Source organism: Ralstonia sp. 24A2, from assembly GCF_051783885.1.
In the GTDB taxonomy this organism is placed as follows: Bacteria; Pseudomonadota; Gammaproteobacteria; order Burkholderiales; family Burkholderiaceae; genus Ralstonia.
In genome coordinates, this window is record NZ_JBPVZD010000001.1 from 886891 (window position 1) to 903651 (window position 16761).

A 16761-nucleotide genomic window follows, 5' to 3' on the forward strand; every position below is an offset into this window, starting at 1 on the left:
CTGTGCCGTACCGGTCGATTGGAAAGAAGGGGCGTTATTTTACCCTTGGTCGCTGCTCCGTGATGCTTTGTCCGCGAAACCCCTAAGGCTTGGCGGTGGGTGCCGATGCTTCGGTAGCCACATCATGGGCAGCAGCCGGGGCGGATGCGGCGACCGGTTCCGATGCTGCAGGCGCACTCACGGCGGCGGGCGCCACAGCTGAGGCGGGTGCCTCCATCGGCGGAGGCGGCGGCACGGGGGCAGCTGTCACGGCAGGTGACGTTGCTGCGGCGGCAATCGGTGCCTGGGCATCGATCTGCGGTGCCTTGAACAGGATGTAGAACACGGCGGCCGCCACGACGAGTAGGGCGAGGACCACTTTGGCCATGAGTGCGAAGCTCCTGCGGATGAAACGATCGGGCGATAGCCGGGCAGAGAAGGGATTTCGTCACGCGGCCTATTCGGCACACTCTACCAAAGCCCGCGCACGGATTGGTACATCGTCACCTTGTTTGATTTGGCAGGCAATAAAAAAGCCGGCTCCGAAGAGCCGGCTTCCGATCTGCTACAACGCAGTCGTTGGCTTAGGCGGCCAGCAACTGACGCAGCACGAACGGCAGGATACCGCCGTGCTTGTAGTAGTCGACTTCGATCGGCGTGTCGATGCGCAGCAGCACTTGCGCACGCGTGGTCTCGCCGTTGGCGCGCTTGATCACCAGGGTGACGTCCTGTTGCGGCTTGATTTCGCCGTCCAGGCCTTCGATGTCGAAGGTCTCGTCGCCCACGATGCCCAGCGACTGCACCGAGTCGTTGCCCTTGAACTGCAGCGGCAGCACGCCCATGCCGACCAGGTTCGAGCGGTGGATGCGCTCGAAGCTGCGCGCGATCACGGCCTTCACGCCCAGCAGCTGCGTCCCCTTGGCGGCCCAGTCACGCGAGCTGCCCGTGCCGTACTCTTCGCCACCAAACACGACCGTCGGCGTGCCTTCGGCGATGTACTTCATGGCGGCGTCGTAGATCGACATCTGCTCGCCGCTCGGCTGGAACAGCGTTTCGCCGCCTTCTACGCGCGAGCCGTCGGCCTTCGGCGGGATCATCAGGTTCTTGATGCGCACGTTGGCGAACGTGCCGCGCATCATCACCTCATGGTTGCCGCGGCGCGAGCCGTAGCTGTTGAAGTCGGCCTTGAGCACGCCGTTGGCCAGCAGGTACTTACCTGCCGGCGACGTTTCCTTGATCGAACCAGCCGGGGAGATGTGGTCGGTCGTCACGGAATCGCCAAACACGCCCAGCGCACGGGCGCCCGACACCGATGCCGAAGTCGCGGCCGGCGTCATGCCGAAGCCTTCGAAGAACGGAGGCTCGGCAATGTACGTCGACTTCGGCCAGTCGTAGACCTGACCCTTCGTGCCCTTGACGTTGGCCCACAGCTTGGACGGCTTCTTGACCTGTTCGTAGTTCGTGCGGAACGTGTCGGCGTTCATGGCGAACTTCATCAGCTTGGCGATCTCTTCCGAGGTCGGCCAGATGTCGCCCAGGTAGATGTCGCGGCCGTCGTTGCCTTGGCCAACCGGCTGAGTCATCAGGTCGCGGGTCACATTGCCGGCAATCGCGTAAGCGACGACCAGCGGCGGCGAGGCCAGGAAGTTGGCGCGGATGTTCGGGTGGATACGCGCTTCAAAGTTGCGGTTGCCCGACAGCACAGCGGCAGCAACGATGTCGTTCTTGACGATGGCTTCGTTCAGCTCCGGCGTGAGGTCGCCGGCGTTGCCGATACACGTCGTGCAGCCGTACGCCGTCACGCCAAAGCCCAGCTTTTCCAGGTACGGCAGCAGGCCAGCCGCTTCCAGGTACTTGGTCACCACGCGGCTTCCCGGGGCAAGCGAGGTCTTGATGTGCGGAGCGACTTGCAGGCCGGCTTCCACCGCTTTCTTGGCCAGCAGGCCGGCGGCCAGCAGCACGCTCGGGTTCGAGGTGTTCGTGCACGAGGTGATGGCAGCGATCAGCACGTCGCCGCTCTTCACTTCGATACCGTCGGCCGTCGTATAGCCCTTGTCGAGATCGTCGGCGTTCTTGTTGAAGCCGTTTTCGGCCACCGGCTTGGAGAACAGCGACGAGAAGGTCGACTTCACGTTGCCGATTTCGATACGGTCTTGCGGGCGCTTCGGGCCAGCCAGCGACGGGGCCACCGTGCCCAGATCCAGCGTCAGCGTCTTGGTGTAGTCGATCTCGCCGGCCTTCGGCACGCCAAACAGCTTCTGTGCCTTGAAGTAGGCTTCGAACGCGTTGATTTCTTCCTTCGTGCGGCCCGTGCCCTTGAAGTAGTCGATGGTCTTCCCATCCACCGGGAAGAAGCCCATCGTGGCGCCGTATTCCGGCGCCATGTTGCCGATGGTCGCGCGGTCCGGCAGCGACAGGCTGGCCGTGCCTTCGCCGAAGAACTCGACGAACTTGCCGACCACCTTTTCCTTGCGCAGCAGCTCGGTGATGGTGAGCACTAGGTCGGTGGCCGTGCAGCCTTCGCGCAGGCGGCCCTTCAGCTCCACGCCCACCACGTCCGGCGTCAGGAAGTACACCGGCTGGCCCAGCATGCCAGCTTCCGCCTCGATGCCGCCCACGCCCCAGCCCACCACGCCGATCCCGTTGATCATGGTGGTGTGGCTGTCGGTGCCGACCAGGGTGTCGGGGTAGTACACGCCGTCCTTCTTATGGACGCCGCGTGCCAGGTATTCCAGGTTGACCTGGTGGACGATGCCGAAGCCCGGCTGCACCACGCCAAACGTGTCGAATGCCTGCATGCCCCACTTCATGAACTGGTAGCGCTCGTTGTTGCGCGAGAACTCCAGTTGCATGTTCAGGTCCAGCGCCTTCTTCTCGCGGAAGTGGTCGACCTGCACCGAGTGGTCCACCACCAGATCAACCGGCACCAGCGGTTCGATCTTCTTGGGGTTCTTGCCCATGCGCTCGGCCACGTTGCGCATGGCGGCAAGGTCGGCCAGCAGCGGCACGCCGGTAAAATCCTGCAGCACCACGCGGGCGACCACGAACGGGATCTCGTCAACGCGGTCGGCGTTCGGCTTCCAGTTGGCCAGTTGCTCGACGTGCTCTTCGGTCACCTTCTTGCCGTCGCAGTTGCGCAGCACGGATTCCAGCACGATACGGATCGACACCGGCAGGCGCTCGATCGCCACGCCCAGTTCCTTGCCCAGTTGCGGCAGGGAATGGAACTTGCCGGTCTGGCCGCCGTTGATCTTGAATTCCTTGAGTGTTTTTTTCAGGTTGTGGGGCATGGCATGACTCCAAGCTGAGGATTGCGCAGGGCACCGGTGTACCCCTTGCGGATACTTCAAATCGACAAATTCAAATCACGTACAAATCGACATACGCATTGACCGGCATCGCTTCCAGCGTTTTCTGGTCTAGCGATGCCGCCAGGATCGCGTCCTGCTGCCTGGCCGGAAAACGGCGGGCCAGGTTGGTCCTGAACTTCTCGACCAGCAGCGGCATCCCTTCCTTGCGCCGCCGCTTGTGGCCAAGCGGGTATTCCACCACGACTTCCTTAAGCGCGCGGCCATCCTTGAATTGGACGGTGATCGCATTGGCGATCGAGCGCTTCTCGGGGTCGTGGTAATCCTTGGTGAACTGCTTGTCTTCCACGCAGACGATCTTCTTGCGCAATGCATCGATGCGCGGGTCGCGGGCGACAGTGTCTTCGTAATCTTCCGCCGTCAGCCGGCCGAAGATGAGTGGCACGGCAACCATGTACTGGATGCAGTGGTCGCGGTCTGCCGGGTTGTTCAGCGGGCCTTGCTTGTCGATGATGCGCAGCGCGGCTTCGTGCGTGCGGATCGTAATCTTTTCGATGTCGTCGATGGTCTTGCCGACCTTCGCAATCGCCTTGTGCAGTGTCATGGCCGCTTCGGCGGCGGTCTGCGCATGGAACTCGGCCGGGAAGCTGATCTTGAACAGCACGTTTTCCATCACGTACGTGCCGTATTTGCGCTGGAACTTGAACGGCTGTCCGTTGAAGGACACATCGTAGAAGCCCCAGCCCTTGGCGGTGAGGGCGGAGGGGTAGCCCATCTCGCCGGTCTTGGCCATCAGCGCCAGGCGTACGCCGCGGCTGGTCGCATCGCCTGCGGCCCATGATTTGCGGCTGCCGGTATTCGGTGCATGGCGGTAGGCGCGCAGCGCCTGGCCGTCGACCCACGCCAGCGACACGGCGTTGATGAGCTCGTCGTGCGACAGCCCGAGCAGTTGCCCGACCACCGCCGTGGTGGCGACCTTGACCAGCACAACGTGGTCCAGACCCACCTTGTTGAATGCGTTTTCGAGCGCGATGCAGCCCTGGATCTCGTGGGCGCGGATCATCGCGGTCAACACGTCGCGCATCACGAACGGCTTCTTGCCGTTGGCGATGTTCGTGCGGGACAACCAATCCGCCACGGCCAAAATGCCGCCGAGGTTGTCCGACGGGTGGCCCCATTCGGCAGCCAGCCACGTGTCGTTGAAATCCAGCCAGCGGATCATGGCGCCGATGTTGAACGCCGCCTGTACCGGATCGAGCTGGAATTGTGTGCCTGGGACCTTCGCACCGTTCGGCACGACGGTTCCCGGCACGATGGGCCCCAGGAGCTTGGTGCACGCCGGATACGACAACGCCTCCAACCCGCAGCCCAAGGTGTCCAGCAGGCAATGACGGGCCGTTTCATAGGCCGTCTTGCTGGTGAGCTTGGACTCGGTCACGTAGTCGACGATATCGACGATGACCTTGTCGGGTTTCGGGCGGATGTACGCAACCGGTGCGGACATGGGCGGCTCCTGTGGGCCTCTTGCGTCAGTGCGCCTTATTGCTTGGCAGGCTGGGCTGCGGGTGCCGATGTCGGGGCAGCATTGTCTTGCAGCATCAGCGGCAGGCCGGCCGGGGCACGCAGGGCGCCGCCTTGGGTCGGGGCCGAGCCGCCAGCAGCCATCTCGGCGGTCTGGCACTCGTCGGCCAGGCGGTGGCCTTCGTTGCGGTCGAACAGCATGGCCTTGGCCGGGATCACCACTAGGTCGAAACCAGTCTTCTGGTCGAAGTAGCGGTCGGCGCCGGTGTGGGTCAGTTGGCGGGGCAGATCGTAGTTCTTGCCCTTCCAGTGCAGCTTGATGATCTGGTCGCGCGTCATGTCGCCGGCGATGTACAGCTCGTTGCCGAGTTCGCACTTCCATTGCACGCCTTCCGGCTTGACCGCGGCCACGGGGGCAGCCTTCTTGGCGGCCTTCTTCTTGGCCACGGCCTTCTTGGCGGCCGGCTTGGCCGGAGTGGTCTGTGCGGTTGCGTATTGCGACGCAGCCAGGGCAAGAACGCTGGCGCAGGCGCCCACGATGAACTTGTTCATAGAATTTCCTTCGGTAAGACGGAGTGGGGAGGCGGTTGCCGTGGGCGAGAATGCCACGGCTTTGCGCGCACCGGCCGGTATTTTGACCGATTTGCTCGCGGCGCCCAACGTTCTGTGACATGGCAACGCAAGCCTTCGCCCAAATGGGGGGTGTCGGCCATGCACGGCCCGGTTTTGGGCACGTCACCTCGCGCTTTTTCGTCCCGGCCGCTCTCCTTGGTGATGGGTTGGTGTGGATGGGGCGGATGCGTGATGCTCAGCCGCGGTTCTGCGCGAATAGCGCGTCCAGCTTGGCTTCGTAATCGTGATAACCAATGCTGTCATACAGTTCCATGCGCGTTTGCATCGTGTCGACCACGTTCTTCTGTGTGCCGTCGCGGCGGATGGCGGCGTAGACGTTCTCTGCCGACTTGTTCATCGCACGGAACGCCGACAGCGGGTACAGGATCATCGACACGCCCACCGAGGCCAGCTCATCGCGCGTAAATAGCGGCGTCTGGCCGAATTCAGTGATGTTGGCGAGTACAGGCACCTTTACCGCATCGACGAACTTGCGATACATCGACAGATCGGTCATCGCCTCAGGAAAGATCGCGTCCGCGCCGGCTTCCACGCAGGCCACGGCGCGTTCAAGGGCGCGCTCGAAACCTTCGACGGCCAGCGCATCGGTGCGGGCCATCACGACAAAGTTGGCGTCGGTGCGCGCGTCAACAGCAGCCTTGATGCGGTCGACCATCTCGTCCTTCGAGACGATCTCCTTGTTGGGGCGATGACCGCAGCGCTTGGCGCCGACCTGGTCTTCGATATGCATGGCCGCTGCACCGAATTTGATCAGCGACTTGGTCGTGCGCGCCACATTGAATGCGGAGGCGCCGAAACCTGTGTCGACGTCCACCAGCAGCGGTACGTCGCACACATCGGTGATGCGGCGCACGTCAGTCAGCACGTCGTCCAGGCCGGAGATGCCGAGGTCAGGCAGGCCCAGCGACCCTGCTGCCACGCCGCCCCCCGACAGATAGATTGCACGGTAGCCGGCACGCTTGGCCAGCAGGGCATGGTTGGCGTTGATCGTGCCGACAACCTGCAGCGGCGATTCTTCGACCAGGGCCTGGCGGAAGCGGGTGCCTGCGCTGGCTTTGGGGGTGTCGGTCATGGCGAATCTCCTCTCAATGCAATGGCACGCGTCACGCAAAGAAGCGCGAGGCGGCTTCGGTCGGCATCGGCACGCCGGTGGTGTGCGCACGTTGCAGCACGGCCCACCAGTAGCGGTAGCTGGCGCGGTCGTGCAGGCGCCCAGCATGCTGGATCGGGCCCCACGACGCATCCTGCGCCGCCGCAAGAATGGCGGCTGCCTGTGTCACTTCTTCGTGCGACGGGCGGAACGCGGAAACGATTGGTGCGATCTGGTCGGGGTGGATGCTCCACTTGCGCAGATAGCCGAATTCATTGCGGGCGCGCGCTGCGTCGTCGCCGGCGCGGCCCGGGTGCTTGATGTCGGTGCTGACGTTGTGCGACGGTACCTTGCCGTGGGCATGGCACGCGGCGGAGATGTCGGTCAGCGCGCGGCGGATTAACGGATGCTCGAACTGTTCCGGCGAGCCCATCGCCGCACCCGGAATCGCGCCGTTGTGCGCCGAAACAAAATCCATCAGCCCGAAGCTCAGGCATTCGACTTGCACCAGCGAGGCGATATCGAACACTTGCGCCAGCGCGCCGTGCGTTTCGATCAGCACGTGGATCGGCAGGTGCCGCGCGATGCCGGCGGCTCTGGCGGCCTGGTTGACGCGATCCGTCACACGGGCTACTTCCACCACGTCACGCACCTTGGGCACGGTCACATAGGCAAGGCGACTGCCGGCCTGGCCGACAAGGATGTCGACGTCCTGCGTCCACGCATCGTGGTTCGGGTCGTGGATGCGTACGCCGACGCGGTTGAAGTGGTTGTCGTCGCTGTTGATGAGCGCGGCGGCCAGTTCGGCATGCGCACGTTCCTGGCCGACGGCGGCGCCGTCCTCGCAGTCGAACGTGATGTCGAAGACGGGGCCAAGGGCTTGTTGCAGGGCGAGCGACTTGCGCATCAGCTTTTCTGCGCCCGCATAGTGGTCGCAAACCGGCAGTTGGGCCGGAGCGCCGTCGTCCTGGAACAAAACCTCGGTGGGATGCACTGCGTCGTATCGGTATGAGTGGCGCTTGCTGCTCGGGCGCCGGTGTTCCGGATGTGAAAAAACCGGAGGGTTCGTTGCCGATCCGCTCCGGTTTTTCCTCAGATCATGCGCTTCAGCCCAGCAGGTGCTGCACGCCAGCGCGCTCGCCTTCCAGCTCGTCGAGCGTGATCTTGATCTTGCCTTGGCTGTACTCGTCGATCTCCAGGCCTTCGACGATCTTGTACTTGCCGTTTTCCGTGGTGACCGGGAAGCCGAACATCACGTCCTTCGGAATGCCGTAATCGCCATTGGACGGAATGCCCATCGTGACGATCTTGCCATTCGAGCCCAGCAGCCAGTCACGCACGTGGTCGATGGCAGCGCCAGCAGCCGAGGCAGCCGACGACAGGCCGCGCGCTTCAATGATGGCCGCACCGCGCTTGCCGACGGTCGGCAGGAACACGTCGTTGTTCCACACCGGGTCGTTGATCATGTCCTTGACGCTCTTGCCGTCGATCGTGGCGTAGCGGTAGTCGGCGTACATCGTCGGGCTGTGGTTGCCCCAGACGAACAGCTTCTCGATGCTCGACACCGGCTTGCCGGTCTTGGCGGCGATCTGCGACAGGGCACGGTTGTGGTCCAGGCGCAGCATGGCAGTGAAGTTCTCGCGCGGCAGGTCCGGTGCCGACTTCATGGCGATGTAGGCGTTGGTGTTGGCCGGGTTGCCGACCACCAGCACCTTGACGTTGCGCGAGGCAACGGCGTTCAGGGCCTTGCCCTGTGCCGTGAAGATCTGGGCGTTGGCCGACAGCAGGTCTGCACGCTCCATGCCCGGGCCGCGGGGGCGGGCGCCCACCAGCAGGGCCACGTCCACGTCCTTGAATGCGGTCATCGGGTCGGAGTGGGCTTCCATGCCGGCCAGCAGCGGGAAAGCGCAGTCGTCGAGCTCCATCATCACGCCCTTGAGTGCCTTCTGGGCCTTCTCATCGGGGATTTCCAGCAGTTGCAGGATGACGGGCTGGTCCTTGCCCAGCATTTCGCCGGAGGCGATACGGAACAGCAGGGCGTAACCGATCTGACCAGCAGCGCCGGTCACTGCGACGCGCATGGGTGCTTTTGCCATGAGAACTCTCCAAACGGTAGTGAAAAGCGGATCGCACTGCGCGCGGCGGGGCATCCAGGCGGGATGTCGGTGCAGCCTCGCAGGCATTGCCGGCAACGGTCGGCGCCTCGTGGGCGGTCGGCTCGGAATCAGCAAGAGCCTCGCAGTTTAATGCGTCCGCATGACGAAGTGGAAACACCCTTGCGATTGACCTTGAAGCCTGCCGGCGCAAGTGCGGAGCCCGTCGTCCGGAACAGGCGCGAGTGTAGGGCGGGCCTTGCTCGAAAGTCAATCAATCTTCTGTCTTATATAAGACATAAGACATTCTATAAACGGGCTGGACGCGTTCGTCGCTTTTGTGGTGAAATCGGCAGTTATGTCGAGTACATCCAGCCCTCAGCCCGCCGTCGTGCCGCCGTCTAACGGTGGTGAGGCCGGCGCGCAGCCCGCATCTGCGGGTGCCGGGGGCGGGTCACCCACCTTCAGCCCGCTGTATCAGCAGATCAAGAAGCTGATTCTGCAGAGCCTGCAGACCGGTGAATGGAAACCGGGCGAAATGATCCCCAGCGAGATGGAATTGGCGGCCCGCTACAAGGTCAGCCAGGGCACCGTGCGCAAGGCGATCGACGAACTGGCTGCCGAGAACCTGGTGGCGCGCCGCCAGGGTAAGGGGACATTCGTCACCACACATTACGAAGAGGGTGTGCAGTTTCGCTTCCTGCGCCTGATGCCGGAGCAAGGCGAGCAGCATTACCCCAGCAGTCGCGTGCTGGAGTGCAAGCGCATGCGTGCACCGGCTGAGATCTCCCGCCTGCTCGAGCTCAAAGCCGGCGACAGCGTTGTGCAAATTCGCCGCGTGCTGTTTTTCTCCAGCGAACCGACGGTGTTTGAAGAGATCTGGCTGCCGGGTGCCAGTTTCAAAGGCTTGACGGCTGAAAAGCTGACCGAGTGGAAGGGCCCGATGTACGCGTTCTTCGAGGCGGAGTTCGGTGTGCGCATGCTGCGTGCTACGGAGCGTATTCGCGCTGTGGCGGCGGACGCGGCGACGGCTGAGCTGCTGTCGGTGCAGGCGGGGTCGCCGCTACTGTCGGTGGAGCGCGTGTCGCATACGTTCGGCGACAAGCCGGTGGAAATACGCCGTGGCCTGTACGTCACGACGCGGCACTACTATCAGAACGAATTGAATTGACGACGCGCCGCCGAGCCCGGTTCATGCGGGCCGGTGGCGTTTTGATTTGTTGAGCGTGCAACAGCGTATTGCGCGTCACGAAGGCGGTGTAGAACAGATAATTGCCCGCGCATCACGCCACTGGCAGGCGAGGGCAGGAAGCACAAAAGTGGAGCGCGCCGCGTGGAATTATTGGTGCGCTGCGCAACAAAAGCGCGATAGAATCGTGCGGATTTGTGCAAAGCAGTTTTGTTAGTTGATTAGCCAATGGGGTCTGACATGGCAGAAGCCGCCAAGAAAGCCAGGCCGGAATTCAGGAACATCGGTTTGGGCGATCTCGCCCGCTATCGGTTGCCCTGGGCCGGCAAGGTGTCCATCCTGCATCGTGCCAGCGGTGCACTGATGTTCCTTCTTCTTCCGTTCGTGCTGTACTTGCTCGAGCAAAGTCTCACGTCGGAAATCAGTTTCGCCAAGTTCACGGCGCTTCTGTCCGGTGGTTTCGCCAAGATTGTTGTTCTCGCACTGATCTGGGCGTACCTGCACCACTTCTGCGCCGGCATCCGCTATCTGCTCCTCGACCTGCATGTCGGTATCGACAAGGCAACGTCCTCCAAGTCGGCTGTGAGCGTGCTGATCGTCAGCCTGTTGCTGACCGTCGTGTTCGGCGCGAAGCTGTTCGGCCTGTTCTGAGGAGCGTCTGATGGCAAATAACAATATCGGTCCCAAGCGCCTCGTCGTTGGCGCGCACTACGGCTTGAAGGATTTCCTCGCGCAGCGCGTCACTGCCGTGATCATGGCGGTCTACACCGTCGTGCTGCTGGCTGCATTCCTGCTGTCGAAAGACACGTCGTACCAAAGCTGGGCTGGCCTGTTCGCCAACCAGTGGATGAAGATGTTGACGTTCCTGGCGTTCGTGTCGCTCACGTATCACGCATGGATTGGCGTGCGTGACATCTGGATGGACTACGTGAAGCCCGTGGCAGTGCGTTTGACGCTGCAAGTGTTGACGATTCTGTGGCTCGTTGGTTGTGCGGGCTACGCAGCTCAGATTCTCTGGAGGGTTTAAGACATGGTCGCAGTCAAGACTGGGCTGCCGCGCCGCAAATTCGACGTCGTGATCGTCGGTGCGGGCGGTTCGGGCATGCGCGCATCGCTGCAGCTCGCTGAAGCCGGCCTCTCCGTGGCCGTGCTGTCCAAGGTTTTCCCCACCCGCTCGCACACCGTGGCGGCGCAGGGTGGTATCGGTGCTTCGCTGGGCAATATGAGCGAAGACAACTGGCACTATCACTTCTACGACACCATCAAGGGTTCCGACTGGCTCGGTGACCAGGATGCGATCGAGTTCATGTGCCGTCAGGCGCCGAACGTGGTCTATGAACTGGAACACTTCGGCATGCCGTTCGACCGCAACGCCGACGGCACGATCTATCAGCGTCCGTTCGGTGGCCACACGTCGAACTACGGCGAGAAGCCGGTGCAACGCGCTTGCGCTGCCGCTGACCGTACTGGCCACGCGCTGCTGCATACGCTGTACCAACGCAACGTCAAGGCCAAGACCCACTTCTTCACCGAGTGGATGGCGCTGGACCTGATCCGCGATCAGGAAGGCGACGTGCTGGGCGTGACCGCGCTGGAAATGGAAACCGGCGAGGTCTACATCCTCGAAGGCAAGACGACGCTGTTCGCCACGGGCGGTGCAGGCCGTATCTATGCCGCTTCCACCAACGCCTTCATCAACACCGGTGACGGCCTGGGCATGGCAGCACGCGCTGGCGTGCCGCTGGAAGACATGGAGTTCTGGCAGTTTCACCCGACCGGCGTGGCCGGCGCGGGCGTGCTGATCACGGAAGGCGTGCGCGGCGAAGGCGGCATCCTGCGTAACAAGGATGGCGAGCGCTTCATGGAGCGCTACGCTCCGACGCTGAAGGATCTGGCACCGCGTGACTTCGTGTCGCGCTCGATGGACCAGGAAATCAAAGAAGGCCGTGGCTGCGGCCCGAACGGCGACTACGTGCTGCTCGACCTGACCCACGTCGGTGCCGAGACCATCATGAAGCGTCTGCCGTCGATCCGCGAAATCGGCCTGAAATTCGCCAACGTCGACGCGATCAAGGAACCGATCCCGGTTGTGCCGACCATCCACTACCAGATGGGCGGCATTCCGACGAACTATCACGGTCAGGTCGTGGTGCCGAAGAACGGCAACCCGAACGAAGTCATCAATGGCTTCTACGCGATCGGCGAATGCTCGTGCGTGTCGGTCCACGGCGCCAACCGCCTGGGCACGAACTCGCTGCTCGACCTGGTGGTGTTCGGCCGTTCGGCGGGTAACCACATCATTGCGCAGAACCTGAAGAACCGCGAACACAAGCCGCTGCCGGCTGATGCCGCTGACCTCGCGCTGTCGCGCCTGGCCAAGCTGGATTCGTCGAGCTCGGGTGAGTACGCACAGGACGTCGCCAACGACATCCGTCGCAACATGCAGTCGCATGCTGGTGTGTTCCGCACGCAGACGCTGATGGACGAAGGCGTCCAGCGCATCATGGAAGTGGCTGAGCGCGGTGCCAACATCCACCTGAAGGACAAGTCCAAGGTGTTCAACACCGCGCGCGTTGAAGCGCTGGAAGTGGCCAACCTGGTGGAAGTTGCCAAGGCGACGATGGTGTCGGCTGCTGCTCGCAAGGAATCGCGTGGCGCTCACGCCCATAGCGATTTCCCGAACCGCGACGACGAAAACTGGATGAAGCACACGCTGTACTACAGCGAAGGCAATCGCCTGGAGTACAAGCCCGTGACGATGAAGCCGTTGACGGTGGAAAGCGTGCCGCCCAAGGCGCGTACGTTCTAACGGACAAGAAGGACCCACAAAAATGAAGCGTATTTTTGAAGTCTATCGCTACGATCCGGACAAGGACGCAGCGCCCCGCATGCAGACCTACGAGGTGGAACTCGACGGTCACGAGCGCATGCTGCTCGACGCGCTGGTCAAGCTGAAGAAGCTGGACGAGTCGATCGCGTTCCGTCGCTCGTGCCGTGAAGGTGTGTGCGGCTCGGACGCCATGAACATCAATGGCAAGAACGGTCTGGCCTGCCTGACCAACATGCGCGAGCTGCCCGAGAAGATCGTGCTGCGCCCGCTGCCGGGCCTGCCCGTGGTGCGCGACCTGATCGTCGACATGACGCACTTCTTCAACCAGTACCACTCGATCAAGCCGTTCCTGATCAACGACGAGCCGCCGCCCGAGAAGGAGCGTCTGCAGTCGCCGGAAGAGCGTGAAGAGCTGGATGGACTGTACGAGTGCATTCTGTGTGCGAGCTGCTCGACGTCGTGCCCGTCGTTCTGGTGGAACCCGGACAAGTTCGTCGGCCCGGCTGGCCTGCTGCAGGCTTACCGCTTCATCGCCGACAGCCGTGACCAAGCGACCAACGAGCGCCTCGACAACCTCGAGGATCCGTATCGCCTGTTCCGCTGCCACACCATCATGAATTGCGTCGATGTGTGCCCGAAGGGTCTGAACCCGACCAAGGCCATCGGCAAGATCAAAGAATTGATGGTGCGCCGCGCGGTGTAAGCCGCAAGCCACAAGCGTCGCCGGAGCGGTTTTTCCGGCGACGCGTTTTTTAGAGCATGATTGCTGTGAATACCCCAACGTTCTCCCACCAGTCCGATCCGCACAAGCGCGCCCGTTTGCGCTGGCGTGCCCGGCGCGGCCTGCTTGAGAACGACATCATCATCGAGCGCTTCTTTGACCGTTACGAGACGGAACTGTCGGATGACGACGTTGCCGCACTCTCACAGTTGTTCGAGCTGCCCGACAACGACCTGATGGATCTCCTGCTTGCACGCAAGGAGCCGGAGGGTGAACTCGACGTGCCGCGCATCCAGCACGTCCTGACCTTGCTGCGCTCGGCCTAAACACCGGCGCGCGAGAGGTTGCCGCAAGACGAATCGAACCTGCCGCCCCCACGGCATGCCTTGATCCGTCTGGCGGGAGTCTCCCGACTTCATTTTTATAAACAGCAGAGAAGGAAACCGACATGACGCCGTCCGATGTGAAAGCCACACTATCGTTTTCCGATGGCTCGCCCAGCGTTGAGCTGCCGATCTATAAGGGCACGGTTGGCCCGGACGTGATCGACATCCGCAAGCTGTACGGCCAGACGGGCAAGTTCACGTACGACCCCGGCTTCATGTCGACCGCGTCGTGCAATTCCAAGATCACCTACATCGATGGCGACAAGGGTGAGCTGCTGTACCGCGGCTACGCCATCGACGATCTGGCCAGCAAGTGCGATTTCATGGAGATCTGCTACCTGCTGCTGAAGGGCGAACTGCCGAACGTTAAGCAGAAGGAAGAGTTCAACCATGTGGTGACGAATCACACCATGGTGCACGAGCAGATGCAGTTCTTCCTGCGTGGTTTCCGCCGCGACGCCCATCCGATGGCCGTGCTGACGGGCCTGGTCGGTGCGATGAGCGCGTTCTACCCGGACGCCGCCAACATCAACGACCCACGTGAGCGCGAGATCTCGCAGATCCGCCTGATCGCCAAGCTGCCGACGCTGGTGGCCATGGCGTACAAGTACAACATCGGCCAGCCGCTGATCTACCCGCAGAACAACCTGTCGTACACCGGCAACTTCATGCGCATGATGTTTGCCACCCCGTGTGAAGACTACAAGGTGAACCCGGTGCTGGAGCGTGCTCTGGACCGCATCTTCATCCTGCACGCGGATCACGAGCAGAACGCGTCGACCTCGACGGTGCGTCTGGCTGGCTCGTCGGGCACCAACCCGATCGCCGCCATCGCCGCCGGTATCGCCTGCCTGTGGGGCCCGGCGCACGGTGGTGCGAACGAAGCTGCACTGAACATGCTGGAAGAGATCGGCTCGGTGGACAAGGTTCCCGAGTTCATCAAGCAGGTCAAGGACAAGAACAGCGGCGTGCGCCTGATGGGCTTCGGCCACCGCGTGTACAAGAACTACGACCCGCGTGCCAAGCTGATGCGCGAAACCTGCCACGAAGTGCTGGAAGAGCTGGGTCTGCACAACGACCCGCTGTTCAAGCTGGCCATGGAGCTGGAAAAGATCGCGCTGGAAGACGAGTACTTCGTCAGCCGCAAGCTGTACCCGAACGTCGACTTCTACTCGGGTATCGTGCAGCGCGCACTGGGCATCCCGTCGTCGATGTTCACCTGCATCTTCGCGCTGGCCCGCTCGGTGGGTTGGATCGCGCAGTGGGAAGAGATGATCACCGATCCGGAATACAAGATCGGCCGTCCGCGCCAACTGTTCAACGGCGCCGCCACCCGCGAAGTGCCGTCGATCGACAAGCGCTAAGCCACGCCGAAGTCAGGCTTTCTGCTTTGCAAGAGCCCCGCCCGGGAAACCGGCGGGGTTTTTTGTTGCCCGGAAATTGCCCGGGCGAGCTTTCGCGAAATGACGAAACCCCCTTTCGTCAGTCACGTCCGGTGCGCAATGTACCGGGTGGCATAATCGATCACTCCCCACGAAACTGCTCGCACAGCCGCCTCGAATCCAAAAATTGAGGCGCGTTGTGCACGGATCGCATCATGGCCAAGACGCTCTACGACAAACTCTGGGACGACCACGTCGTTCATACCGAAGACGACGGCACGACCGTGCTCTACATCGATCGTCAACTGCTGCATGAGGTGACGAGCCCGCAGGCGTTCGAAGGCCTGAAGATGGCCGAGCGTCCGGTCTGGCGCATCAGCGCCAACCTGGCCGTGTCGGACCACAACGTGCCGACTACCGACCGCTCGCACGGCATTGCTGATCCGGTCTCCAAGCTGCAAGTCGACACGCTCGATGCCAACTGCGACAGCTACGGCATCACGCAATTCAAGATGACCGACAAGCGTCAGGGCATCGTGCACGTGATCGGGCCGGAGCAGGGCGCGACGCTGCCGGGCATGACGGTGGTCTGCGGTGACTCGCACACCAGCACGCACGGCGCATTCGGCGCGCTGGCGCACGGTATCGGCACGTCGGAAGTCGAGCACGTGCTGGCTACGCAAACGCTGCTCGCCAAGAAGAGCAAGAACATGCTCGTGAAGGTGGAAGGCACGCTGCCGCGCGGCTGTACCGCCAAGGACATCGTGCTCGCCATCATCGGCAAGATCGGTACGGCAGGCGGTACGGGCTATGCCATGGAATTCGGCGGCTCGGCCATCCGCGCGCTGTCGATGGAAGGCCGCATGACGGTGTGCAACATGGCGATCGAAGGCGGCGCGCGCGCCGGCATGGTCGCCGTGGATGACGTCACGCTCGAGTACATCAAGGGCCGTCCGTTCGCGCCGCAGGGCGTGGAGTGGGAGCAGGCCGTGACCTACTGGCGCACGCTGCATTCGGATGAAGGTGCCCACTTTGACCACGTGGTCGAGCTGCGTGCTGAGGAGATTCGCCCGCAAGTGAGCTGGGGCACGTCGCCGGAAATGGTGGTCAGCATTGAAGACCGCGTGCCGGACCCCGACAAAGAGAAAGACCCGAACAAGCGCAACGCCATGGAGCGCGCGCTTGAGTACATGGGCCTGCAACCGAACGTTGCCATCAGCGACATCAACATCGACAAGGTCTTCATCGGCTCGTGCACCAACAGCCGTATCGAAGACATGCGTGCTGCGGCGTGGGTTGTGCAGAAGCTAGGTAAGCGGATCGCCTCCAACGTGAAGCTGGCGATGGTTGTGCCGGGCTCGGGCCTCGTGAAGGAACAGGCCGAGCGCGAAGGGCTCGACAAGATCTTCAAGGCAGCGGGCTTTGAGTGGCGCGAGCCGGGTTGCTCGATGTGCCTGGCAATGAACGCAGATCGACTCGACCCGGGCGAGCGTTGCGCATCCACGTCCAACCGCAACTTCGAAGGCCGTCAGGGCGCGGGTGGCCGCACCCATCTGGTGAGCCCGGCGATGGCCGCCGCGGCCGCGCTGGAAGGCCACTTCGTCGACGTGCGCAAGCTCGCTTGAGCGG

General features: G+C 62.6%; 15 protein-coding genes. 8 read left to right on the forward strand and 7 right to left on the reverse strand.

Annotated features, from left to right (window positions below; all coding sequences use genetic code 11):
* Positions 1 to 82 precede the first annotated feature (82 nt).
* The 7 genes from ACS13N_RS04150 to ACS13N_RS04180 all read right to left on the reverse strand — a co-directional run bounded on the left by ACS13N_RS04150 (position 83) and on the right by ACS13N_RS04180 (position 8627).
* A complete protein-coding gene (locus ACS13N_RS04150; protein ID WP_438930476.1) occupies positions 83 to 367 on the reverse strand; it encodes a hypothetical protein in 285 nt (94 codons plus the stop codon).
* A gap of 196 nt (positions 368 to 563) precedes the next feature.
* Positions 564 to 3269, reverse strand: a complete 2706-nt coding sequence (acnA, locus tag ACS13N_RS04155) for an aconitate hydratase AcnA (protein ID WP_438930477.1) — start codon at positions 3267 to 3269, stop codon at positions 564 to 566.
* A gap of 70 nt (positions 3270 to 3339) precedes the next feature.
* Complete coding sequence (locus ACS13N_RS04160; protein ID WP_438930478.1) at positions 3340 to 4791, reverse strand: bifunctional 2-methylcitrate dehydratase/aconitate hydratase; 1452 nt, start codon at positions 4789 to 4791, stop codon at positions 3340 to 3342.
* A 35-nt stretch (positions 4792 to 4826) separates the two neighbouring features.
* Positions 4827 to 5360 carry a hypothetical protein gene (locus ACS13N_RS04165; protein ID WP_438930479.1) on the reverse strand — a complete coding sequence of 178 codons (534 nt, stop codon included), beginning with the start codon at positions 5358 to 5360 and terminating at the stop codon, positions 4827 to 4829.
* Between the two features lie 256 nt (positions 5361 to 5616).
* The gene (gene prpB, locus ACS13N_RS04170; RefSeq protein ID WP_438930480.1) at positions 5617 to 6513 is read right to left on the reverse strand and encodes a methylisocitrate lyase; all 897 of its coding nucleotides are present in this window, start codon (positions 6511 to 6513) and stop codon (positions 5617 to 5619) included.
* 31 nt (positions 6514 to 6544) lie between these two features.
* Complete coding sequence (locus ACS13N_RS04175; RefSeq protein WP_438930481.1) at positions 6545 to 7525, reverse strand: HpcH/HpaI aldolase/citrate lyase family protein; 981 nt, start codon at positions 7523 to 7525, stop codon at positions 6545 to 6547.
* 112 nt (positions 7526 to 7637) lie between these two features.
* Positions 7638 to 8627, reverse strand: a complete 990-nt coding sequence (locus ACS13N_RS04180; protein WP_438930482.1) for a malate dehydrogenase — start codon at positions 8625 to 8627, stop codon at positions 7638 to 7640.
* Positions 8628 to 8982: 355 nt separating this feature from the next.
* Between ACS13N_RS04180 and ACS13N_RS04185 the strand changes: the two genes are divergently transcribed.
* From ACS13N_RS04185 to leuC, 8 genes are all read left to right on the forward strand, one after another.
* Complete coding sequence (locus tag ACS13N_RS04185; RefSeq protein ID WP_438930483.1) at positions 8983 to 9795, forward strand: GntR family transcriptional regulator; 813 nt, start codon at positions 8983 to 8985, stop codon at positions 9793 to 9795.
* Positions 9796 to 10053: 258 nt separating this feature from the next.
* Positions 10054 to 10464, forward strand: a complete 411-nt coding sequence (gene sdhC, locus ACS13N_RS04190) for a succinate dehydrogenase, cytochrome b556 subunit (RefSeq protein ID WP_438930484.1) — start codon at positions 10054 to 10056, stop codon at positions 10462 to 10464.
* Between the two features lie 10 nt (positions 10465 to 10474).
* Positions 10475 to 10840 (forward strand): succinate dehydrogenase, hydrophobic membrane anchor protein, encoded by a 366-nt coding sequence (gene sdhD / locus ACS13N_RS04195; protein ID WP_438930485.1) that lies wholly within the window; start codon positions 10475 to 10477, stop codon positions 10838 to 10840.
* Between the two features lie 3 nt (positions 10841 to 10843).
* A complete protein-coding gene (gene sdhA, locus ACS13N_RS04200; protein ID WP_438930486.1) occupies positions 10844 to 12622 on the forward strand; it encodes a succinate dehydrogenase flavoprotein subunit in 1779 nt (592 codons plus the stop codon).
* 22 nt (positions 12623 to 12644) lie between these two features.
* On the forward strand, positions 12645 to 13346 hold the full coding sequence (locus tag ACS13N_RS04205) for a succinate dehydrogenase iron-sulfur subunit (RefSeq protein WP_021194920.1): 702 nt from the start codon (positions 12645 to 12647) through the stop codon (positions 13344 to 13346).
* Between the two features lie 56 nt (positions 13347 to 13402).
* Entirely contained in the window at positions 13403 to 13690 is a 288-nt protein-coding gene (locus ACS13N_RS04210; RefSeq protein WP_438930487.1) for a succinate dehydrogenase assembly factor 2, read from the forward strand.
* Between the two features lie 122 nt (positions 13691 to 13812).
* Complete coding sequence (gene gltA / locus ACS13N_RS04215; protein ID WP_438930488.1) at positions 13813 to 15114, forward strand: citrate synthase; 1302 nt, start codon at positions 13813 to 13815, stop codon at positions 15112 to 15114.
* 233 nt (positions 15115 to 15347) lie between these two features.
* The gene (gene leuC, locus ACS13N_RS04220; protein ID WP_438930489.1) at positions 15348 to 16757 is read left to right on the forward strand and encodes a 3-isopropylmalate dehydratase large subunit; all 1410 of its coding nucleotides are present in this window, start codon (positions 15348 to 15350) and stop codon (positions 16755 to 16757) included.
* Positions 16758 to 16761 lie beyond the last annotated feature (4 nt).

Excerpts from the sequence above, each read along its gene's own strand:
- leuC (WP_438930489.1), top strand. The coding sequence starts at position 15,348 with ATGGCCAAGACGCTCTACGACAAACTCTGGGACGACCACGTCGTTCAT.
- ACS13N_RS04185 (WP_438930483.1), top strand. The coding sequence starts at position 8,983 with ATGTCGAGTACATCCAGCCCTCAGCCCGCCGTCGTGCCGCCGTCTAAC.
- acnA (WP_438930477.1), bottom strand. The coding sequence starts at position 3,269 with ATGCCCCACAACCTGAAAAAAACACTCAAGGAATTCAAGATCAACGGC.
- ACS13N_RS04205 (WP_021194920.1), top strand. The coding sequence starts at position 12,645 with ATGAAGCGTATTTTTGAAGTCTATCGCTACGATCCGGACAAGGACGCA.
- ACS13N_RS04150 (WP_438930476.1), bottom strand. The coding sequence starts at position 367 with ATGGCCAAAGTGGTCCTCGCCCTACTCGTCGTGGCGGCCGCCGTGTTC.
- sdhC (WP_438930484.1), top strand. The coding sequence starts at position 10,054 with ATGGCAGAAGCCGCCAAGAAAGCCAGGCCGGAATTCAGGAACATCGGT.
- ACS13N_RS04165 (WP_438930479.1), bottom strand. The coding sequence starts at position 5,360 with ATGAACAAGTTCATCGTGGGCGCCTGCGCCAGCGTTCTTGCCCTGGCT.
- sdhA (WP_438930486.1), top strand. The coding sequence starts at position 10,844 with ATGGTCGCAGTCAAGACTGGGCTGCCGCGCCGCAAATTCGACGTCGTG.
- gltA (WP_438930488.1), top strand. The coding sequence starts at position 13,813 with ATGACGCCGTCCGATGTGAAAGCCACACTATCGTTTTCCGATGGCTCG.
- ACS13N_RS04160 (WP_438930478.1), bottom strand. The coding sequence starts at position 4,791 with ATGTCCGCACCGGTTGCGTACATCCGCCCGAAACCCGACAAGGTCATC.
- sdhD (WP_438930485.1), top strand. The coding sequence starts at position 10,475 with ATGGCAAATAACAATATCGGTCCCAAGCGCCTCGTCGTTGGCGCGCAC.
- ACS13N_RS04180 (WP_438930482.1), bottom strand. The coding sequence starts at position 8,627 with ATGGCAAAAGCACCCATGCGCGTCGCAGTGACCGGCGCTGCTGGTCAG.
- ACS13N_RS04210 (WP_438930487.1), top strand. The coding sequence starts at position 13,403 with ATGATTGCTGTGAATACCCCAACGTTCTCCCACCAGTCCGATCCGCAC.
- prpB (WP_438930480.1), bottom strand. The coding sequence starts at position 6,513 with ATGACCGACACCCCCAAAGCCAGCGCAGGCACCCGCTTCCGCCAGGCC.